Origin of the sequence: Erythrobacter sp. THAF29 (genome assembly GCF_009363635.1) — a bacterium.
Classification (GTDB): domain Bacteria; phylum Pseudomonadota; class Alphaproteobacteria; order Sphingomonadales; family Sphingomonadaceae; genus Erythrobacter.
This window is the reverse complement of the sequence record NZ_CP045392.1, coordinates 1,543,896-1,563,433: the sequence shown is the minus strand read 5'-3', so window position 1 is coordinate 1,563,433 and position 19,538 is coordinate 1,543,896. Positions and strand designations below refer to the sequence as shown.

Here is a 19,538-nt window from a genome sequence, read left to right as displayed (position 1 = left end):
TCAAATCGCTGCTTTGCCGGAATTCGCGAGGCACCCAATCGGGTCGCCACGCTGCCGAGAGGCGCCCCAATGGCGAAGCGGCGCTTGCCTGTCAATGGGGCTGCTGGCAGGGGAGCCACAAATACCAGCCAGGACAGGAGCAAACATGGCCAAGGGTGACCGCAAACGCGCGCTGAGAGGCCGCGCCGGGCGGATGAAGGGCGGGCGCGGATCGGGCCGCGCGACATCGGGCCATGTCCGCCTCTGGGGCCGCCACCCGGTCGAGGCCGCGCTCAAGAACCCCGCTCGCCGTCATCGCAAGCTGTGGGCAACGCGCGACGGCATCGAGGCATTGGATGGTGAGTTACCGCCTGATTTCCCGGTGGAATATGCTGATGTCACCGACCTCGCCCGACTGGTTGCAAAGGATGCCCCGCACCAGGGACTGGTGCTGGAATGCGAGCCGCTCGACGCTCCCTTCCTCGACGAAATCGCGACCGGCGATGCCTCCCGGCCCGTGGTGGTGCTCGACCAAGTGACCGATCCGCACAATGTAGGCGCGATATTGCGTTCGGCGGCTGCCTTCGATGCTTCCTGCATCCTCACGCAAGACCGGCACGCTCCGCCCGAGAGCGGGGTGGTCGCCAAGTCGGCTTCGGGCGCGCTCGAAACCGTACCTTGGGTGCGTGTCGTCAACCTCGCCCGCGCTCTCGATGAGCTGGCGGAGGCCGGGTACTGGCGGATCGGCATGACTGGTGAGGCGGATGCGACCCTTGCGGAGGCGTTGCCAGCAGGCCCTGTCGCAATCGTGCTCGGCGCGGAGGGCGAAGGCATGCGCCACAATATCCAGCAGCATTGCGACGCCCTCGCCCGGCTGCCGATATCCTCCGCGATCGAGAGCCTCAACGTTTCGAATGCCGCCGCGATTGCGTTATACGCGGTGGCAACGCGATCGTAACGTTCCCGGGGGACAATCACATCATGACCAAGCAATCCTCAATCCGCATGTGCGCGGCCAGCATTCTGGCTGGCCTTTCGCTGATCCTTACCGGCTGCTTCATCACGCCGGGCAAGTTCAGTTCAGAACTGGTGCTGAGCTCGGACGAAAGTTTCAGTTTCACCTATGAAGGCGAGATATTCTTCCTGGGCCTCTCCAGTCTCGCCCAGATGGGAGCAGCGGCGGAAGAATTCGAGCCTGACGAATGCTACGACGATGAAACCTACGAAACCCGCGAATGCACCGAGGCCGAGCTTGCCCGGCAGCGCGCGGATTGGGACGCGGGGGCCGAAGCCCGCGCTGAGGAAGCCAAACGAAAAGCGGAACAGATGTCGGCGATGCTCGGCGGCATCGATCCGAACGATCCCCAGGCGACCGAAGAGCTTCGTCAACTCCTGCTCCGCCACGAAGGATGGGACCGGGTAGAGGACAAGGGCAATGGAGGCTTCGATGTCAGCTATTCGGTGACGGGCAAGATTACCCATGACTTCTTGTTCCCGGTGATCGAAGGCGTTCCTGGCACGAATCCTTTCGTCCAGATGATCATTCGCGACGGCAAGGTCGTGCGTATCAACGCGCCGGGATTTGCGACTGACAGCGGCGACAATCCCATGACAGGGATGATGGGCGGCTTGGCAGGTCTCGCGGCGATGGGCGGCGGCGAAAATGCGGCCATGGCAGAGAACATGCCAGATATCCCGCAGCTCGACGGAACATTTTCGATCGTGACGAAGGGCGATTTGAAGATTCGCGCGAACAACACCGACGAGGGCGCGCAACCGACTCCGACGGGGGAAGTGCTGAGGTGGGAGATCTCGCCCCGAACCAAGGATGCGCCGACGGCCCTTATCGCTTTCGGCCAATAGCAAACGCGACATCGATTATCGGCACGAAAAACCCCGCCGGAGCTTGGCGCTCGGCGGGGCTTTTTCTTGGCAGCGGAAGCTGTGCTTTCGCCCGCCGATCAGTGCCTAGTTGACAGCGTCCTTGAGGCCTTTGCCCGCCTTGAACTTGGGCTGGTTCGAAGCCTTGATGGTCATCGGCTCCCCGGTGCGCGGATTGCGACCAGTCGATGCCTTGCGACGTGCAACCGAAAACGTACCAAACCCGACCAGGCGCACTTCGTCGCCCTTTGAAAGCGACTTCGTAATTGCATCGAATACGCCCTCTACGGCGCCGGCGGCGTCGTTCTTGGAAAGGCCGCTCGACTCTGCAACCGCGCTGATCAGATCGTTCTTGTTCATCTTAAGGAACCCCCTCGTTTTCGAAAATTCGTTATTGCCTTGGCGCTGAATAAACGAGGCGCGTGAATCGCCTCCCCGAAAGCCGGCAAATTGAGCCGTTTTTCGGGGGGCTGTCAAAGGCAAATACGGCGTAGAATCGCGCTTTTTTGGCAATCGGTGTCAATTTGCGACGAACCGAGCGGCGAGTCCGGAACGAGTGGCATTTTGCCACCGAAATCATTCGGTTGAGCAAGCCTCACGCACATAGCGATTCGCCGCTCCTTGAACGCGCATCGGCGCGATCAATGCGCGGTGGGGGAATCGGCTCCTTCGCCGCCGCCCACCGGACCAGCCTGTCCGCTCGGCTGCGACGCGAGATCGTCCGCTTCGGTCCATTCGATCGGCGCTGGCATATCGGTGAGCGCGTGCTCAAGCACTTCATCGACGTGGCTCACGGGAATGATCTCAAGCCCCTCTTTCACGTTCTCGGGTATCTCGGCGAGATCCTTCACGTTCTCTTCAGGGATGAGGACCGTCTTGATTCCACCTCGAAGCGCCGCGAGCAGTTTCTCTTTGAGCCCGCCTATCGCTAGCACGCGCCCTCTCAACGTCACCTCGCCCGTCATCGCGATGTCGGGACGCACAGGCGTGCCGGAAAGCGTCGATACGATCGAAGTTACCATGCCGATACCAGCGCTCGGACCGTCCTTGGGTACCGCGCCTTCAGGCAGGTGGATGTGGACGTTCTTGCGCTGGAACAGCGAAGGCTTGATTCCATAGTGCGGCGCGCGGGCCTTCACGAAACTGAAGGCGGCAGCGACGGATTCGTTCATCACTTCGCCGAGCTTGCCGGTCGTCTTTATCTCGCCCTTGCCGGGTGTGGTGACGCTTTCGATGGTGAGTAGCTCGCCGCCAACGCTCGTCCAGGCAAGACCCGTCACTGCACCGACCTGTGCTTCCTCTTCGGAAACGCCGTGCTTGAACTTGCGCACGCCTGCGAAGTCGCCGAGGTTTTCTGGGGTGATCCGGACGCTCGTCGCCTCTTTCTCGAGAATCTTGCGCAGCGATTTGCGGGCCAGCCGGGCGATCTCGCGCTCAAGCGTACGCACGCCGGCCTCACGCGTGTAATAGCGGATGAGGTCGCGCAAACCCTCTTCGGTCAGCTCAAATTCGCCTTCCTTTAGCCCGTGCTCCTTGATCTGCTTGGGCAGCAAGTGACGCTTTGCGATTTCGACCTTTTCATCTTCCGTGTAGCCTTCGAGGCGGATGATCTCCATCCGGTCGAGCAGCGGCTGCGGGAGATTGAGGCTGTTCGCTGTAGTCACGAACATGATGTCGGACAGATCGATATCGAGTTCGAGATAGTGATCCTGGAACTTGTCGTTCTGTTCGGGGTCGAGAACTTCGAGCAGCGCCGATGCGGGATCGCCGCGGAAATCCTGGCCGAGCTTGTCGATCTCGTCGAGCAGGAACAGCGGATTGCTTGTCCCGGCCTTCTTCAGGTTGTTCACGATCTTGCCCGGCATCGAGCCAATATAGGTCCTGCGGTGGCCGCGAATTTCGGCCTCGTCACGCACGCCGCCAAGTGACTGGCGCACGAATTCGCGCCCTGTCGCCTTGGCGATCGATTTGCCGAGCGAGGTCTTGCCGACGCCGGGAGGGCCGACGAGGCACAGGATCGGGCCTTTCAGCTTGTTCGTGCGCGCCTGTACGGCAAGGTACTCGATGATGCGATCCTTGACCTTTTCCAGCCCGTAGTGATCGGCATCGAGGATCTCCTGCGCCTTGCCGATATCCTTCTTGAGCTTCGACTTTTTGCCCCAGGGCAGTCCGAGGAGCACATCGAGGTAATTGCGCACCACGGTCGCTTCGGCGCTCATCGGCTGCATGCCTTTGAGCTTTTTCAGCTCTGCGGTGGCCTTGGCTCTGGCTTCTTTCGAAAGCTTGGTCTTCTCGATCTTCTCGGTGAGTTCGGCGATCTCGTCGCCTTCCTCTCCATCGCCGCCGCCAAGCTCGCTCTGGATCGCCTTGAGCTGTTCGTTGAGATAATATTCGCGCTGCGTTTTCTCCATTTGCCGCTTCACGCGGCCACGAATTTTGCGCTCTACCTGAAGCACGGAAAGTTCGCCTTCCATGAAAGCCATGACCAGTTCGAGGCGCTTCAGCGGATTGGTCTCGGTCAGCAGCGATTGCTTGTCCGATACCTTGGCGTTGATCGACGCAGCAATCATGTCGCCGAGCTGCCCTGCGTCATCGACGTCGCCGAGCTCGATATTGCTGTCGTCGCCCATCTTCTTGTTGAGCTTCGCGTACTCGCTGAATTGCTCGCTCACCTGCCGCATGAGCGCGGTGACTTCACTGCCGGCAACGGTTTCCGGTTCGAGGATATTGACCTCGGCAAGCACATAGTCGCCTTCGGGTCGCAACGCCTCGAGCTGGGCACGATGCGTACCCTCCACCATGACACGCACGGTGCCATCGGGAAGCTTCAGCATCTGGAGGACCTGCGCAACGACGCCCACGTCGTACAGGTCGTCGCGTTCGGGATCATCGCAGCCCGGGTCGAGCTGCGCGAGGAGGAAGATGTCCTTGCTCGCTTCCATTGCCGCTTCAAGCGCGGCGACCGACTTGTCGCGACCGACGAAGAGTGGCACGACCATGCCGGGAAAGACGACAATGTCGCGCAGGGGGAGGAGAGGATAGTTCTGGGTCATACTCTGGTCCGGGGCGGCCATTGGGGCACGCCTTTGCACCGGAATATGGGTAGCGTTCCTCCGGCGCGCAACGCGCCGTTTCAATTTGCGGTGGAAGACCCGGTAAAGAACCGGATCGGGGTCCTGCTCAACCCATTCCCGGCAAGTTGAATCCCGGCGGCAGGCCCATGCCGCCCTGCATTTCCTTCATCTGCTCGGCGGAGACGCGGTCTGCCTTGTCACGGGCATCGTTGAATGCCGCAGTGACCAGGTCTTCGACCATCTGTTTTTCTTCCGGCTTCATCAGGCTGTCGTCGATCGATACGCCCAGAATACGTCCCTTCGCGGTCGCGCGGACCTTCACCAGACCGCCGCCGGACTGACCCTCGACCTCGATATTGTCGAGCTTTACCTGCATATCGTTCATCTGGTTCTGGATCGTCTCGGCGGCCTTCTGCGCGGCCTGCATCATCTCTTCCATCGATTTCATCGGGGGTCTCCAATCAGTTCCATTTGTCACCGGACGCGCGAGCGACATTGCTGTCCGGCTCGATCAGCTCGGCATCGGGGAATGCTTCGAATGTGGCCTTTACAAGCGGGTCGGACAAGATGCGGTCGCGTGCAGCATTGGCCTCAGCGTCTGCCTGTTCACGCAAGGATGGCTGCGCCTCGCCAGTACCCTTCTCGACTATCCAGCGCTTACCTGTGAGTTTGAACAGCGCATCGCGCATATCGGGCGAGGGATCGTCCGAGAAATTGTCGGCCTGCTCATAGATCAGACGCTCCGGGGCAAGTTCGATCACGCGGACGCGATCGCGCATCATCTGCGCGACGCGAAGTTGGCCGGCATTGTCGATACGCTCGACGAGTTCGGCCCAATCGAGAGTTCTGGAAGTAGGCGTAGCAGCCCGCGCCGATGGAGCATCGCCGCCGGACGCAGGGAGCGCCGAGGGTGCAGGCGCACGGTTCGCGAGATCTTCGATCCTTTTGGCAAGCTTGCCGGGATCAGGAAGCTCGGTTGCGTGCAGGATCCGCAAAAGCGCCATCTGTACGGACACTAATGGATCGGGTGCTTGCCGCACCTCCTCATGGCCCTTGAGGAGGAGCTGCCACAGGCGGTGGAGCTCGGCAGCTCCCAATCTCGTCGCGAATTCGCCGAGAGCCGCGCGTTCTTCCTCGCTCGGAGCGTCGGGTTCGCTGCCGGAAACCTGAGCAACGGTGATCTTGTGGACCAGGTCCATGAGCGACCGGATCAAGGCCAACGGCTCGACCCCTAGTGCGTATTGTTCGTCGATGGATTTCAAGAGCGCCTTGGCATCGCCTTCGAGCAGATGGGTCAAAATCGCACGTTTCGCGCTCTTGTCGGCAAGCCCGAGCATGTCGCGGACACGCCCGGCAGTCACCTTCCCGTCCTCATCCAGATCGGCATGGGCAATCGCCTGGTCGAGGATCGAGAGCCCGTCGCGCACCGATCCCTCTGCGGCAGCAGCAATGATCCGCAGTGCCTCTTCCTCCGCCTCGACTCCCTCCATCTGGCAAACGTTTCCAAAATGGCTCGCGAGGAGATCGGATGGTATGCGCCGCAAATCGAAGCGCTGAGTGCGGCTGAGCACCGTGACGGGCAGCTTTTCGACCTCGGTGGTCGCGAACAGGAATTTTACATGCGCGGGCGGCTCTTCCAGCGTTTTGAGCAACGCATTGAAAGCGTTGCGCGAGAGCATGTGGACCTCGTCGATGATGTAAATCTTGTAGCGGGCCGAGACCGCGGCGTAGCGAACCTGCTCGATGATATCGCGGACATCGTCGACGCCGGTGTGCGAGGCGGCGTCCATCTCGATCACGTCGATGTGTCGACCTTCGGCAATTGCCTGGCACGGCTCGCACTGGCCGCACGGATCGATAGTCGGCCCGCCCTGCCCGTCAGGACCGACGCAGTTCAGCGCTTTAGCGATGAGGCGCGCGGTCGAGGTCTTGCCGACCCCCCTCACCCCGGTCATCAGGAAGGCGTGCGCCAGCCGGTCGCGCTCTATCGCATTGGCAAGCGTGCGAACCATCGGCTCTTGGCCGATCAGCTCGGAAAAGGTCTGCGGACGGTATTTGCGCGCAAGCACGCGGTAGGGTTGGTTAGTCTCGGCCTGAGGTGGAGGGGTTGATGTCGGAGGGGCTTCGGCTTCCACGGCGGTCGGCTCCGGCGTGGGCGCAGGATCGCCAAACATGGAGTTTTGCCCGGCTGCTTCCAGCTCGGCAGCACTCGGTTGCTGTTCGTCTTCCTGCTCCCCTTCCCAGGGAGGCGCGCCCGTATTGTCCGGTGAATCACCCATGCACGATTAGCTACGCGCTTGGGCGGCGTTTGTCATGGCGATGATCGCACGATGTGAGGGAAAAGGAGGCGCCCAAGAAGGAGGCTCCTCTTAAGAAGGAGCCGGGCGACCCGCCGCAATTCACCTGGGCTGCTTCCTTCCGGACCTGACCCGGTGAGCGAACGCAAACGTCCACCCGACTCCCGATGCGCCATATGGCGATGGGAATCCGAAAAATCAATTACCGAAAGTTATCGGCGTAAGCCTGGATCTTGAGCGTTTTGGGCGGCGTCGCGTGAACCCGCGCCACTATGCCGTATTTCTCGGCATAGGCCTTTGCCGCTTCCTTGGTCGGGAAACTCAGTTTCACCTGTGCCTGTGTGTCGCCGCTTCCGGTCCAGCCCATAAGCGGATCGGGCCTGCGCGCCTCGCTCTGCTCGAATTCGAGCACCCAGCTATCGGTCTTGGCCTTGCCCGATTGCATGGCGCTCTTTGGCTGCTGGTAGATGATTGCGGTCATATTCCTCAATTCCTCGCTCATACGGCTCTGCGGCCGCGTAGCTGCCGGTGCGCTGATGCGCCCCGATAGTCGAACTTTACTCGCGATTGAAGGCGTTTTTGGTCTTGAGGCTCGGCTTTTCGGTCCAAGGTTCCTCGGGCCAACGATGCTTGGGGTAGCGCCCCTTCATCTCCTTGGCCACTTCGGCCCAGCTGCCGCGCCAGAAACCGGGCAGGTCGCGGGTCGATTGGATAGGGCGACCGGCGGGACTGGTCAGTTTCAGCAAGAGCGGCGTGCGTCCGATCATCGGGTGAACATCGAGACCGAAAAGAGCCTGCACCCGAACCTCGACGCTTGGCGCATCGTCACAGGCATAGTCGATCGGGTGCCGCGTACCGGCGGGCGAAAAGAAATGCGTCGGCGCAAGCTGGTCGAGCTTTTGCCGTGTATCCCAATCGAGCATGGCCATCGCCGCCTCGGCGTATCTGGCGGGCGGCAATGCGTGGTCGCGGCGTCCCTCCAGCAAAGGCGCAAGCCAGAGCGAGGCATTCTCGCGAAGGGCCGCCTCCGAAAGCGCCTCGATCCCGGCAAAGTTGGCCCTTGCCAAGAAGCCCGCTGGAAAGATTTCCCCCAGGCTTTCCAGCGCCTTTTCAACAAGGATGTCCACAAGGGTCGCCGGATCGGGGTTGGCGTCGGGGCCGCGTGCAAGGGTGATCGCGCCCAGCCGCTTTTCCCTGCGGGATTCCGCGCGTTTTTCCGTGTTATTCCAGCGCGCTATCGATCGATCCTCGATGCGATTCGAGAACAGCGCTTCGATCCGTGAAGCGTCGATCGGAACTGCTGAGGTTATCCGTGCGCCTCTTGCTTGCCCCTGTGCATCGAGGACGACGAGCCAGTCTGATCCTGCCAGTGGAGATGCAGGGTCGAGGACGAAGCCGCGCCCGCCCGCGCTTATCCAGCGTTCCCCCGACGCATCGCGCCGTTTCGCGAGGAAATCGGGACGCGCAAGGGCGAGGCATTCCTCCGCCGAACGCGCCGGGCAATCGCCCTTGCCGGACCTCTCCTGCGCCATTGTGGCCCAACGCCTGGCAATCCGGTCCGCGCTTTGGGCGCGTTTCGTCTTGTCGCTGCGCCAGCGCGCGAGACGAGCGGAGAGGTCCTCACCAGGACCGCCCAATCCCCTTTCCTGAAGCAGCATCACCAGCCGCGCGGCATCTTCCGCACATCCGGCGCGCGCGCCGTGGAGGATTGCTGCGGCATGGTCCGGCGCCATCGGCATGGATGCGATCGCCTCGCCCCACTGCGTGATCCGCCCCGCCTCGTCGAGTGCTCCGAGCGAGCGGAGATTGTCGCGTGCGGCTTCGATCGATGCTTCGGGCGGTGGATCGAGCCACGCCATGGCCGCAGGATCGGTGCTGCCCCATTTGGCGAGCTTCAGGACAAGCGGAGCGAGGTCGGCGATGGCAATTTCGGGCGGTGCGAATTCAGGCCTTCCCGCGTGTCCGCCCTCTTCCCACAAGCGGTAGGCGACGCCCGGCCCCTGACGCGCAGCCCGCCCGGCCCTCTGGGTCGCTGCAGCCTGGCTGGCCCGCCGGGTGACGAGATGGGTCGTCCCGGCGGCCCGATCGAACTCGGCATAACGCGCAAGACCACTGTCGACCACGACCGAAACGCCATCGAGCGTAAGCGAGGTTTCGGCAATCGCGGTCGCAAGCACAATCCGCCTGCGACCATTTGCATCGCGGCGGATCGCGGCGCGCTGGCCCGCCGGTTCGACCTGTCCGTGAAGCGGCAGGATCGGAGTATCGGGCAATCTCGCGGCCAGCCTTTCGCGCACGCGCTCGATCTCGCGAACGCCGGGGAGGAAGGCGAGAATATCGCCTGCCTGTTCGCGCCATGCCGTCATTATGCCGGTTGCAACCTCGTCCTCGATCGAAAGCGCAGGATTGCTGCCCAACCAACGTATCTCGAGCGGATGGCTCCGACCTTCGCTTTCGACGACCGTGGCCCCATCGCCCAGCAGACCGGCAAATCGCGTACCATCTATCGTGGCCGACATTACGAGAATGCGTATATCCTCGCGCAAGACTTCCCTGCTCTCGATTGCGAGGGCGAGGCCAAGGTCGCTGTCGAGATGCCGCTCATGCGCCTCATCGAACAGGATTGCCGATATGCCGGGGAGGTCCGGCTCATCCACCAGCCGGTTGACGAGGATAGCTTCGGTCACGACGAGAATGCGTGTGCGGGAAGACGATTTGCTGTCCAGCCGGGTGAGGTATCCGACCGTTCCGCCCACCTCCTCGCCCATCATCTCCGCCATCCGTTCTGCGGCCGCGCGCGCCGCTACACGGCGGGGGGAGGTGATGATGATCTGCCCAGAACACCATTCCTCATCGAGCAGTGCGGGGGCAACGGCGGTGGTCTTGCCAGCCCCCGGAGGAGCGACGAGGACCGCAGCACCGTCGCGCGCCAGGGCGCCCGCAATATCGGGCAGCACGGCGTTGATGGGCAGGTCAGGGCTCACGGGAGAAGCCCGTAGCGCGATCAATATCCGCGCGCGACCGCGAATTGTGCCGCTTCGGCCATCGCGGCGCGCGCCTTGCTCTCCGGGAAGATCGAGATCGCGTCGATCGCGCGCTGGGCAAAATGGCGCGCTTTCTCTCGCGTGTCCTCAACGGCATTGTGCCTGCGAATTAGTTCGATAGCGTGGGCAAGGTCTTTGTCCGAGGTTCTGTGACCCGCTATTGCGGCCTTCCAGAATTTGCGCTCTTCTTCACTCCCGCGTGCGTGAGCGAGGATAACGGGGAGCGTCATCTTGCCTTCGCGGAAGTCGTCGCCCTGATCCTTGCCCATTTCGGCCGCGTCGGAATCGTAATCAATCGCATCGTCGACAAGCTGGAATGCAACGCCGAGATTGCGTCCATAGTCCTCAAGCGCGCGCTCCTGCTCTTCGCCACATTCGGCGACGACCGCGCTGATCTGGCTGGCTGCAGCAAACAGCGCTGCCGTCTTTGCGCCTATGATATGCAGGTAACGCTCTTCGCTCGTTTCAATCTGGCGCTGGGCAGTGAGCTGCGATACCTCGCCCTCCGCGATAACAGCACTGGCATGGCTGAGGATTTTGAGAACGCGAAGCGACCCGTCTTCGGTCATCAGCTCGAAAGCGCGGCTGAAAAGAAAATCGCCAACCAGGACGGTCGCGGGGTTGCCGAAGATAATATTGGCCGCTGCCTTGCCGCGGCGCAATTCGCTGCCATCGACCACGTCGTCATGCAGCAGGGTGGCAGTATGAATGAACTCCACTGCCGCTGCGAGCTTGTGATGCCGCGTGCCTTCATAGCCCACAAGTGCCGCCCCAGCGAGCGTCAGCATCGGTCGCAGCCGCTTGCCGCCGCCGGAGATCAGATGCCCGGCAAGCCGCGGGATCAGCGGGATCTCGCTTTGCATCCGCTCAAGTATGACCGTGTTCACCGAATTCATGCCCTGCGCCGTCAGCGCAAGCATCGGGTCAAGCGTCGGCTTCTTGCGCGGAAGAGGGACAACATCAGCGGCCATTGCAGGGGACGCTTTGGGCGAGCCACACATGCTTGGCAAGCGCAGAATTGCTGCTAGCTTCGCAACACATGTCCGATACCACGCACACCAATCCCGTCGAAGATTCGCAGCTGGCAGCCTTTCGCAAGAGCATCGACAATATCGATGCCGCGATCATTCACATGCTCGCAGAGCGGTTTCGGATCACGCAGGCCGTTGGCGAATACAAGGCGAAGGTCACATTGCCGCCCGCTGATCCGGCGCGCGAGGCGAAGCAGATCGAGCGGTTGAGGAAGCTATCCGAAGAAGCCGATCTCGACCCCGAATTCAGCGAGAAGTTCCTGCGCTTCATCATTGATGAGGTTATTCGCCACCACGAAAAGGCGCGGCGCGGCTAGGAGAGGTTAGCCTCCCTTCGGCAAAGGTGCCGGGCGGCTTTGGTTTTCCCGCAAAGCAGGTGAATCCGGAGGCAGGGGCGTTCCGCTTTCCAGCGATTCTCGCGTGTCTATCCGCGCCTGGATCGATTCCGCGCGTTCACGCGCAAGCCGCCGCTGATGCCGCGACAGCGCAATGATATTGCCATCCGGGTCGCGGTAATAGCGGCCGTCAAGCGGATAGGCAGCGCCTTCGATATAGCATTTCTCGTCGCGGATGACGCCGCCTTCGCATTCCGGCCCAACCGGACCGTTAGCGAGCTCGGGTTCGACATAAGGGCTCTGAAAGAGATGCCGCTGTGTCTGGAATGCGGATTCTGAAGTCGAAGCGCAACCAGAGGCGAAGACGACAATCGAAATGATGCCAACGATACGCTTGGCCATGTCCGTTCCCCTGAATTTCGTTGCGGGAAACGTCACTCAATCCCATTGAACGCAAGGTGAACTCCCACGCAAAGAAACGGGCACGGAGCAAATCTCTACTCCGCGCCCGTCAAGGAACCGGGCCGTTCGTCAGCAATGGCACCGGGGACAATCCGGCAGGGGATCAGGGGTCAAGGTCTGCCGGTACAGAGAATTGCTCAGCGAGGGCGACGCGGCGCGCGGCGCGGCTTTTTGAAGCCTTTGGCACGCGTCGTTTCGACGGAGCGGCTCACCTGCCCGTTGCTCCGGGTTGTTGTCCTATTGCGGCTATAGAGCGTGTCACCGGCGGAGTTGGTCACGCTCTGGCTGGCACTCGAATTGCCTTGACCGTCGCGGCTGCGCGAACCGGAAAGACCATAGGTGTTGCCGCGACGACCGGTCGCGGTTCCGGTGAATGTCGAGCCGCTATCGGAGCGAATGCGCTCGCCTTCGAGCGAACGGGTATTGCCGTTGGGACCGGACTGCGAGCGGCTGACCGTCGAGCCGGTTTCGGTGCGCTGACGGTTGAGCTTGCTCGATACGCTTTTGCCAGTGTTCGTGTTGGTTGCCGTTCGGTCGCGGTTGAACGTTCCGGCCTCGCGATCGACCGTTGTGGTCTGGGTTGCGGTGCCGTTGGGTCCTTCGAACGTCTTGGTCCGGGTTTGCTCCTGCGCGCTCGCGGAAGAGGCGGTGGCGATCGCGGCAATGGCTGCCAGGGTCAGGGTCTTTTTCATTGCGTAAGTCCTCGTTTCAGCTTCGTTATTCAAGCGGAGTCGAACCCGGTCGGCTATCCACCTTTGGCCGCCGGTGACCTGACTGAAACGGAGTTTGCGCCGTGACCCTTCGCGGGCGATGGAAATTACTCGGGAAGTTCCATGGGCGCATCTGACACGTCGGTTTCGACATCGGCCGACATATCCGATGAATTTTCGGTCCGTTGCTGCCTGCGTTCGCGAAAGCGCCGGATCGCCTCGCGGCGTTGCTCAGGTGGCATTTCGCGCAAGCGGCGCAGGCGATTGCCACCCCGCTTTTCCCCCTGTCCTGTACGCTGCGGGGCGACGAAATCCTCACGCGTCAGCTCTTCTCCGCTCTCGACCCGCTCGCGAAGTTCCTCGCGGCGTTCGCCCAGGCGCTCTTCGATCCGTTGATCGCGGTTTTCACGCAATTGCTCGATCCGCTTGCGCAGGCGCGCCTCTTCTTCGGGGGTCGGCGCGGGCAGACCTTGCTCGCGGCGTCGATCGATCACGCGATCGATCCGTTGGTCGACCCGGTCCCGGCGGGTCGCCTTGCGTTCAGCCCGGACTTCATCGACCCGGCGAAACGCCTCTTCCAGCTCCTCAGGAGAATCGATTGGGCCTTCGATTTCGACCGGGGTTGGAACGGCCTGGACGGAAGTTTCATTTGACGTTGGAACGTCCTGCGCCGGCTCGGAATCGCTCCCGCTGATACTCGACCATACCTCCGCAGCAGTCGGCAAATTGACACCCAACTCCTTGAATACACCCGTTGCGGCAGCGGCCGTCCCCAGCGCTCCTGCCGCGAGCGCGCCAATGGCAAGCCGCCTCGCGCTGCGCCAGCGTCCATTCGGCTTGCGCGGCAAAGGAAGCGGCGCGACCCTGTCATGGGTGGCCATAACAATCCTGTCGGCAAAGCCATCAGGAAGAGGCGGAACCTCAAAGGCATCCAGCGCCTTGCCAAGCGGGCTGTCGGTCGAGATCGGCAGGGTATCCTTATCTGGCTCGCTCATACCTCGCCTTTCTCGCTAGTCCGCGCCTCGAATGCTTTTCGCAATGCGGCGCGGGCGCGGAACAGCAGCGATTCGAATGCTTTCAGATTCATATCGAGCACGTCGGCAGCCTCGGAATTTGGCAGTTCCTCGTAATAGGTGAGGATGATCGCCGCGCGTTGGCGATCGGGCAACGCATGAATCAGATCGCGCGCGATCCGCATGTCTTCGCTGGTTTCCATGACAGCATCAGCGAGCGGTGCCTCATCCGCGCGCTCGGGAACCTCCGCATCTGAGTTGCGCTTGCGCAGCCGCAGCCGGTCGAAAGAGAGATTAACCGCGACGCGTTTCAGCCATGGCGCCAGCCGCACCGGCGCGGGGCGTTCGTTCAGCTTCGAGGCATGATCCCACAATCTCAACATGGTTTCCTGAGCGATATCTTCGGCCTCGTGCGCATCGCCAATCATGCGATAGGCGATCCTGTTTAGCAGCGCCGCGTTTGCGCCGATCACATGGCGGAACGCGTCTTCATCGCGCGCAGCTATGCGCGCGAGCAGTGCCGCGTCGTCGGGATTGTCTTCGGCGCTTGGCGTGGTGCCAGCTTTCATACGGTCTCGCGCAAAGGGCCCCGTTTGCGTTTCACACTCGACTATAGAACGGGCGGGAGGCGAATTCCCTTCGCGCATCGCCGAAAAAGCCGTCAGGCCCGCGGCAGGCTGAGTTCGACGAGCAGACCGCCGAGGTCTTCGCTCTCGCGGAGCGAGACGCTGCCGCCGTAGATTTCGGCCACATCGCGTACTATGGCGAGGCCGAGGCCGGTGCCGGGCTTGCCGGTATCGAGCCTTGCGCCGCGGTCGAATATCCGTGTGCGCTCTTCGGCAGGAATACCGGTGCCGTCGTCTTCGACCCAGATCAGGCAGTGTTCGCTATCCGGATCGGCATCGATCGTGACGAATACACTGCCGCCGCCATACTTCGCGGCGTTCTCAATCAGGTTGCCGAGGATCTCGTCGAGGTCCTGCCGCTCGATCGCGACCATCGTGTCGCGGCTCCCGGCGATGTCGAGCCTGCCTTGCGGATAGAGCCGCTCGACCGCGCGACGCACGGCCTCCGCACTGGCGCGAACATCGGTCCGCGCATGTCCGACCGCGCGCCTGCCGACAGCCCTTGCCCGTGCGAGGTGGTGGTCGACATGGCGCTGCATCGTGCGCGTCTCGCGGAACACTGCTTCGTTGAGATTGGGATCACGCGCGGTTGCAGCGTTTGTCAGGACGGTGAGCGGCGTCTTGAGTGCATGGGCCAGGTTGCCTGCGTGGGTTCGCGCCTCTTCCGCCTGCTTCTCCGAGTGTTCAAGCAACGCATTGAGCTCCTCGACAAGCGGCTGCACCTCGGTCGGCAGGGGCTCGGTAATACGGTTTTCCCCGCTCGTTCGCAGGCGCGAAATCGCTGCGCGGACCCGCCGCAACGGGGAGAGACCATAGCGGATCTGCAGCAGCGCCATGACGATCAGACCCAGGCCCAGCACCACGAAGCTCCAGATCAAAATCAGGCGAATTTGTTGTTTCTGGGCGTCGAGCTCCTCGGTTGTCGAGGCAACCGCGAACGTCCAGCGGGTCTCGCTGCCGGGCAGGATCACGGTGCGCTCTACTACCCGCAACGATTCGCCAAGCTGGTTGGTATTGTAAAAATGCGGCTCGGCATCGAAGTGTTCGGGGTCTTGCGGCCCGCGCAGTTCGAGCGGCGTGTCCCACAGGCTTCGCGAAGGATAGGGCTCGTAGCCCTCGCCACTGATCTGCCAGTAGAGGCCGCTTCCCGGTTCGAGAAAGCGTTGGTCGCCGAGAGCGCGATTGAACCACACCTCGCCCAGCGGATCGATCTCCGCCGAAGCGATCATCGCAGTAAGCATGTATTCGAGCTGTTCGTCGAAATTGCGCTCGACCTGGTTGCTCAAGGTACGGTCGAGCGCGATCCCGCCGCCCAGCAGCAGGACAGTGATCCAGCCGGCCGCGATAAGCCCCATACGGCGAGCAAGGCTGCCGCGCTTGGGCGGGGTGAGAGGGCTGTCATCGTCGGCGATGTCGGACGCGCGCCCTGTCTGATCGCCGGTAGGCGATCCAGCAGGCGCGCCGTCGCGCTTACGCTCGAGGTGCGTCTGCGGGGTCGTCGAGGCTGTAACCGAGGCCACGGATCGTCGTTATCACTTCTGCGCCAAGCTTCTTGCGGATGCGAGTGACGAACACTTCGATCGTGTTCGAATCGCGGTCGAAATCCTGATCGTAGATGTGCTCGATTAACTCAGTCCGACTCACCACCTTGCCCTTGTGGTGCATCAGGTAGCTCAGCAGCTTGTATTCCTGCGCGGTGAGCTTGACCGGTTCGCCGTCGAGCGTGACGCGGCCCGAACGGGTGTCCAGCCGCACATTGCCCGCGGTGAGCTCTGACGAAGTATTGCCCGACGCGCGGCGGATGAGGGCGCGCAGGCGCGCGATCAGTTCCTCGGTCTGGAATGGCTTGGCCAGGTAATCGTCAGCGCCGGCATCCAGGCCGGCGACCTTATCCGACCAGCTATCACGTGCAGTCAGCACGAGGACCGGAAAATCGCGCCCCTCCTTGCGCCACATGCCGAGTACGGAAAGCCCATCGATCTCAGGCAGGCCGAGGTCGAGGATGACGGCGTCATAATCTTCGGTGCTGCCGAGAAAATGGCCGTCCTCGCCATCGGTCGAAAGGTCGACGGCATAACCGTTTTGCTCAAGCGTCGATTTGAGCTGCTGGCCGAGAGTTGGTTCATCTTCGACGATCAGGATGCGCATAGTCCACCAGTTTCTATTGAATAACTTGCCGGGTTGGTGCGCTTTTGCGCCGGACACGTCAAGCAAGCGGCACGAATGCGCATCCCTGCTGTCCCCCGGTCAATTGTCATCGATTGCGTTCTGCCTCAGCGCGAACGGTTGATGATCTGACCCGTGCGGGCGTCGACATCGATATAGGTGACACGTCCATTCTTGATGAACTTGAGACGATAGGCGCGCGCGGTCGCGTCATAGGCCGGGCCGAGATATTCGCTGCCCCGCATTCGCGGCAGCACGCGGCGCTCGATCTCGCGCAGCGAAAGCTGGTTGCCCGCCTTCATCTCCTTGCGCGCCTCGCCCTGGTCGTTGCGCGACTGCTCCTGCACGGCGAGCTCACCCGCGCTCACGGAAGTTGAGCCGAGGGCAGCCAGAGCGAAAGCGGCAAAAAGGGCATGGATCGTCTTCATGGTGTCGTCATGCCTATGCGCAGCGCGTTGAACAAGCTGTGAATGTCGACGTTGTCACCCGTTCAGCGTCACATTCAACTCTCGGTACTGCCCTGGACCATTTCATAGGTGATCCTGATCTGCACACCCGTAGAGACTTGTCCGGGCTGAACCGGGGATGCCGTGAGAACGATAGACTGCTCGGCCACATCGCGTGCGGCCATCTGCGGCATCGGACCCCGACCCGTAACGGCTTCGCTGATTTCCAGCACACGCACGCTGTCGTAGCCGAGCATCGACGCATAATCCTGCGCCCTTGCTTGCCCTCGTTCGATAGCGCGTTTGCGAGCGGTGTCCTTTGCACTTGCATCGTCCTCAATCGAGAAGTTCGGACCGCTAAGGTCGGTCGCACCTGCGGCGACGAGTTCATCGAGGGTTCTTCCCACCTCTTCGATATCGCGCAAGATCACGCTGACCCTGTTGCTTACCTGGTACCCGCGAAACACCGGCCGATTATCTGTCCGGTTGTAATCGTAGCGTGCATTCAGATTGATCCCGCTGGTCTGGATGTCCTTCTCATCGATGCCGAGAGACTTGAGACGGTCGATGACCTTGCGCATCTGGGTCGCATTCATCTGCATCGCTTCAACCGCGGTTCTCGCCTCGGTCGTCACACCCGCGCCGATTGTGGCTATATCGGGTTCGGCCTTGATCGTTTCGAAAATCGAGAGCTCGATCACGGGGCCTTCCGTCTCGATTTCCACCGTGGCTGCGTGAAGTGCCGTAGGCGAAAGAGTGATAGCGGTTGCTACGAGCGGAGCAAAGATGATGTGCTTCATGAGAAATTCCTCCATGGAATTCAAATTATTGAGGCTGCCAATCGATCCCGTGAAGTTGAGATTGTCCCGCGATGCCTGTTGGCGCTAAAGCTGAAGGGATGAGGGGACATCCAATGATGAAGACGTTTTTCGCCGTCGCTTTGATGGCGCTTGCCACTACCACCGCCGCCCAGCCGGCGATGGAGCCGGTGCCGCAGCGACCTGCGGGCGAAGGCGAAGGACCGTTCGAGACTCTCCTGATCAGGGGTGCGACAATGATCGACGGTACGGGCGCGCCACCCGAGGGGCCTGTCAGCATCGTGATCCGGGGCAACCGGATCGACCGGATCTTGCGTGGCGGCGGCGATGTACCGGCCGACCGGGTGATCGACGCGAGCGGTATGTATGTGCTTCCCGGCTTCATCGATACACACGGTCACAACGGCGATCCGTTCAAGGCTCCGCAGCCTTCCTACGGTTTCAAGCTTTGGCTCGCACACGGTGTAACCAGCGTGCGCGGTGTCGGGTTCGGTTGGGGCCCTAACGATCCCTCGATCGACCAAAAGCGACGCAGTGAGGCCAACACGATAACTGCGCCCCGACTGTTCGCATACCAGGTGCCCGGAACGGTCTGGGCGCAGGGTCCGGTGGACAGCCCAGAGAAAGGCCGCGCATGGGTCCGCTGGGCCAAGCAGCGTGGCTATGACGGGATCAAATTCTTCAACAATGAGCCGCCAGCCGTGCTTGGTGCGATCCTCGATGAGGCGGACAGGCAGGATCTCGGCACTGTCGCCCATCTCGGACAGCGCGGCGTTGCTGAAGTCAACGCAAAGAAGGCGGTCGAGCTTGGTCTGGATGGCGTGACCCACTTTTACGGTCACTTCGAAAGCCTGCTCGATGAAAGCCGCCTTCCCCAATATCCTGCCGATTACAATTACCTAGACGAGCAATCGCGGTTCGCCTGGGTCGCGCGGCTGGCCGATCAGGTTGGCGAACCAGGGAGCGATGAATGGAACGAGTACATCGATTTCCTGATTGAGAACGACGTGACGCTCAGCCCGACCTTCAACATCTATTCCGCCAGCCGCGACGTGATGAAGGCCCGCAATCTCGAATGGCACGACAGATACACGCTGCCGTCCTTGATGAGTTTCTATGCCCCGAGCCTCACCAATCACGGCAGTTACTACCATGATTGGACTAGCGAAGACGAGGTCGCATGGCGTGTATTCTATCGCAAGTGGTTCGATCTGACGCGCGAGTTCAAGAACCGCGGGGGCCGTGTCACCGCGGGTTCCGATCCCGGTTATATCTACCAGACCTGGGGCTTCGCTTACATCGGCGAGCTTGAGATGCTGCGCGAGGCCGGGCTTACCCCGCTCGAGGTGATCCAGGCGGCAACGATCAACGGCGCGCGCGAGATCTACGATCCCAAGGGCATCGAGCCGCCAATGGGTTCGATTGCAATAGGCAAACTCGCCGACCTGGTGATCGTGCCGGAGAACCCGCTGGCGAACCTCAAGGTGCTTTACGGCACGGGCCATACGCGTCTCGACCGCGAGACGAACCGGCTCGAAACGGTTGGCGGCGTGCGCTGGACGATCAAGGACGGGATCGTTTTCGATGCACCCAAGCTGCTCGAAGACGTGGCGCGGATGGTCGATATGCAGAAGTCGGCGCAAGACTAACCCGGTG

19 protein-coding genes and 1 other RNA gene are annotated in these 19,538 nt (G+C 61.7%); 4 read left to right on the top strand and 16 right to left on the bottom strand.

Features of this window, described 5'->3' with window-relative positions; all coding sequences use genetic code 11:
• The first annotated feature begins 145 nt into the window (after positions 1-145).
• Both rlmB and FIU90_RS07580 read left to right on the top strand, forming a co-directional pair.
• The gene (gene rlmB / locus FIU90_RS07585) at positions 146-937 is read left to right on the top strand and encodes a 23S rRNA (guanosine(2251)-2'-O)-methyltransferase RlmB (RefSeq protein WP_172970216.1); all 792 of its coding nucleotides are present in this window, start codon (positions 146-148) and stop codon (positions 935-937) included.
• Positions 938-960: 23 nt separating this feature from the next.
• Positions 961-1,842, top strand: a complete 882-nt coding sequence (locus FIU90_RS07580) for a hypothetical protein (protein WP_152434230.1) — start codon at positions 961-963, stop codon at positions 1,840-1,842.
• 105 nt (positions 1,843-1,947) lie between these two features.
• On the opposite strand, the gene FIU90_RS07575 is transcribed toward FIU90_RS07580, so the two are convergent.
• From FIU90_RS07575 to FIU90_RS07540, 8 genes are all read right to left on the bottom strand, one after another.
• Positions 1,948-2,220 carry an HU family DNA-binding protein gene (locus FIU90_RS07575; protein WP_152434229.1) on the bottom strand — a complete coding sequence of 91 codons (273 nt, stop codon included), beginning with the start codon at positions 2,218-2,220 and terminating at the stop codon, positions 1,948-1,950.
• A gap of 281 nt (positions 2,221-2,501) precedes the next feature.
• Entirely contained in the window at positions 2,502-4,913 is a 2,412-nt protein-coding gene (lon, locus tag FIU90_RS07570) for an endopeptidase La (protein ID WP_152435756.1), read from the bottom strand.
• A 127-nt stretch (positions 4,914-5,040) separates the two neighbouring features.
• Positions 5,041-5,382, bottom strand: a complete 342-nt coding sequence (locus FIU90_RS07565) for a YbaB/EbfC family nucleoid-associated protein (protein WP_152434228.1) — start codon at positions 5,380-5,382, stop codon at positions 5,041-5,043.
• Positions 5,383-5,395: 13 nt separating this feature from the next.
• Positions 5,396-7,213 carry a DNA polymerase III subunit gamma/tau gene (locus FIU90_RS07560; protein WP_152434227.1) on the bottom strand — a complete coding sequence of 606 codons (1,818 nt, stop codon included), beginning with the start codon at positions 7,211-7,213 and terminating at the stop codon, positions 5,396-5,398.
• 91 nt (positions 7,214-7,304) lie between these two features.
• Positions 7,305-7,399, bottom strand: an RNA gene (gene ffs / locus FIU90_RS07555) — signal recognition particle sRNA small type.
• A gap of 34 nt (positions 7,400-7,433) precedes the next feature.
• Positions 7,434-7,712, bottom strand: coding sequence for an ETC complex I subunit (locus FIU90_RS07550; protein WP_152434226.1), 279 nt, complete (start codon positions 7,710-7,712; stop codon positions 7,434-7,436).
• A gap of 76 nt (positions 7,713-7,788) precedes the next feature.
• Positions 7,789-10,215 carry an ATP-dependent helicase HrpB gene (gene hrpB / locus FIU90_RS07545; protein ID WP_152434225.1) on the bottom strand — a complete coding sequence of 809 codons (2,427 nt, stop codon included), beginning with the start codon at positions 10,213-10,215 and terminating at the stop codon, positions 7,789-7,791.
• A gap of 20 nt (positions 10,216-10,235) precedes the next feature.
• Positions 10,236-11,246 (bottom strand): polyprenyl synthetase family protein, encoded by a 1,011-nt coding sequence (locus tag FIU90_RS07540; protein ID WP_152434224.1) that lies wholly within the window; start codon positions 11,244-11,246, stop codon positions 10,236-10,238.
• A gap of 68 nt (positions 11,247-11,314) precedes the next feature.
• Here FIU90_RS07540 and FIU90_RS07535 point away from each other — a divergent pair, with 68 nt between their 5' ends.
• A complete protein-coding gene (locus FIU90_RS07535; protein WP_152434223.1) occupies positions 11,315-11,623 on the top strand; it encodes a chorismate mutase in 309 nt (102 codons plus the stop codon).
• 6 nt (positions 11,624-11,629) lie between these two features.
• Here FIU90_RS07535 and FIU90_RS07530 read toward each other — a convergent pair whose 3' ends face one another.
• The 8 genes from FIU90_RS07530 to FIU90_RS07495 form a co-directional block, all read right to left on the bottom strand.
• Positions 11,630-12,043, bottom strand: coding sequence for a hypothetical protein (locus FIU90_RS07530; protein WP_152434222.1), 414 nt, complete (start codon positions 12,041-12,043; stop codon positions 11,630-11,632).
• 197 nt (positions 12,044-12,240) lie between these two features.
• A complete protein-coding gene (locus FIU90_RS07525) occupies positions 12,241-12,795 on the bottom strand; it encodes a hypothetical protein (RefSeq protein ID WP_152434221.1) in 555 nt (184 codons plus the stop codon).
• A 125-nt stretch (positions 12,796-12,920) separates the two neighbouring features.
• Positions 12,921-13,808 (bottom strand): hypothetical protein, encoded by an 888-nt coding sequence (locus tag FIU90_RS07520; RefSeq protein WP_152434220.1) that lies wholly within the window; start codon positions 13,806-13,808, stop codon positions 12,921-12,923.
• A complete protein-coding gene (locus FIU90_RS07515) occupies positions 13,805-14,395 on the bottom strand; it encodes a sigma-70 family RNA polymerase sigma factor (protein ID WP_172970215.1) in 591 nt (196 codons plus the stop codon). The genes FIU90_RS07520 and FIU90_RS07515 overlap by 4 nt, the downstream gene beginning before the upstream one ends.
• Before the next feature lie 92 nt (positions 14,396-14,487).
• The gene (locus FIU90_RS07510; RefSeq protein WP_152435755.1) at positions 14,488-15,807 is read right to left on the bottom strand and encodes an ATP-binding protein; all 1,320 of its coding nucleotides are present in this window, start codon (positions 15,805-15,807) and stop codon (positions 14,488-14,490) included.
• 115 nt (positions 15,808-15,922) lie between these two features.
• Complete coding sequence (locus tag FIU90_RS07505) at positions 15,923-16,600, bottom strand: response regulator transcription factor (RefSeq protein WP_152434218.1); 678 nt, start codon at positions 16,598-16,600, stop codon at positions 15,923-15,925.
• 125 nt (positions 16,601-16,725) lie between these two features.
• Complete coding sequence (locus FIU90_RS07500; RefSeq protein WP_234029675.1) at positions 16,726-17,046, bottom strand: PepSY domain-containing protein; 321 nt, start codon at positions 17,044-17,046, stop codon at positions 16,726-16,728.
• A 74-nt stretch (positions 17,047-17,120) separates the two neighbouring features.
• Positions 17,121-17,864, bottom strand: a complete 744-nt coding sequence (locus FIU90_RS07495; RefSeq protein ID WP_152434217.1) for an SIMPL domain-containing protein — start codon at positions 17,862-17,864, stop codon at positions 17,121-17,123.
• 113 nt (positions 17,865-17,977) lie between these two features.
• Between FIU90_RS07495 and FIU90_RS07490 the strand changes: the two genes are divergently transcribed.
• On the top strand, positions 17,978-19,531 hold the full coding sequence (locus FIU90_RS07490) for an amidohydrolase family protein (RefSeq protein WP_370515191.1): 1,554 nt from the start codon (positions 17,978-17,980) through the stop codon (positions 19,529-19,531).
• Positions 19,532-19,538: the final 7 nt, after the last annotated feature.

What these genes read in the sequence shown, in the direction of transcription:
- rlmB (WP_172970216.1), top strand. Translation starts at nt 146, where the DNA reads ATGGCCAAGGGTGACCGCAAACGCGCGCTGAGAGGCCGCGCCGGGCGG.
- FIU90_RS07580 (WP_152434230.1), top strand. Translation starts at nt 961, where the DNA reads ATGACCAAGCAATCCTCAATCCGCATGTGCGCGGCCAGCATTCTGGCT.
- FIU90_RS07575 (WP_152434229.1), bottom strand. Translation starts at nt 2,220, where the DNA reads ATGAACAAGAACGATCTGATCAGCGCGGTTGCAGAGTCGAGCGGCCTT.
- lon (WP_152435756.1), bottom strand. Translation starts at nt 4,913, where the DNA reads ATGACCCAGAACTATCCTCTCCTCCCCCTGCGCGACATTGTCGTCTTT.
- FIU90_RS07565 (WP_152434228.1), bottom strand. Translation starts at nt 5,382, where the DNA reads ATGAAATCGATGGAAGAGATGATGCAGGCCGCGCAGAAGGCCGCCGAG.
- FIU90_RS07560 (WP_152434227.1), bottom strand. Translation starts at nt 7,213, where the DNA reads ATGGGTGATTCACCGGACAATACGGGCGCGCCTCCCTGGGAAGGGGAG.
- FIU90_RS07550 (WP_152434226.1), bottom strand. Translation starts at nt 7,712, where the DNA reads ATGACCGCAATCATCTACCAGCAGCCAAAGAGCGCCATGCAATCGGGC.
- FIU90_RS07540 (WP_152434224.1), bottom strand. Translation starts at nt 11,246, where the DNA reads ATGGCCGCTGATGTTGTCCCTCTTCCGCGCAAGAAGCCGACGCTTGAC.
- FIU90_RS07535 (WP_152434223.1), top strand. Translation starts at nt 11,315, where the DNA reads ATGTCCGATACCACGCACACCAATCCCGTCGAAGATTCGCAGCTGGCA.
- FIU90_RS07530 (WP_152434222.1), bottom strand. Translation starts at nt 12,043, where the DNA reads ATGGCCAAGCGTATCGTTGGCATCATTTCGATTGTCGTCTTCGCCTCT.
- FIU90_RS07525 (WP_152434221.1), bottom strand. Translation starts at nt 12,795, where the DNA reads ATGAAAAAGACCCTGACCCTGGCAGCCATTGCCGCGATCGCCACCGCC.
- FIU90_RS07520 (WP_152434220.1), bottom strand. Translation starts at nt 13,808, where the DNA reads ATGAGCGAGCCAGATAAGGATACCCTGCCGATCTCGACCGACAGCCCG.
- FIU90_RS07515 (WP_172970215.1), bottom strand. Translation starts at nt 14,395, where the DNA reads ATGAAAGCTGGCACCACGCCAAGCGCCGAAGACAATCCCGACGACGCG.
- FIU90_RS07510 (WP_152435755.1), bottom strand. Translation starts at nt 15,807, where the DNA reads ATGGGGCTTATCGCGGCCGGCTGGATCACTGTCCTGCTGCTGGGCGGC.
- FIU90_RS07505 (WP_152434218.1), bottom strand. Translation starts at nt 16,600, where the DNA reads ATGCGCATCCTGATCGTCGAAGATGAACCAACTCTCGGCCAGCAGCTC.
- FIU90_RS07500 (WP_234029675.1), bottom strand. Translation starts at nt 17,046, where the DNA reads ATGAAGACGATCCATGCCCTTTTTGCCGCTTTCGCTCTGGCTGCCCTC.
- FIU90_RS07495 (WP_152434217.1), bottom strand. Translation starts at nt 17,864, where the DNA reads ATGAAGCACATCATCTTTGCTCCGCTCGTAGCAACCGCTATCACTCTT.
- FIU90_RS07490 (WP_370515191.1), top strand. Translation starts at nt 17,978, where the DNA reads ATGATGAAGACGTTTTTCGCCGTCGCTTTGATGGCGCTTGCCACTACC.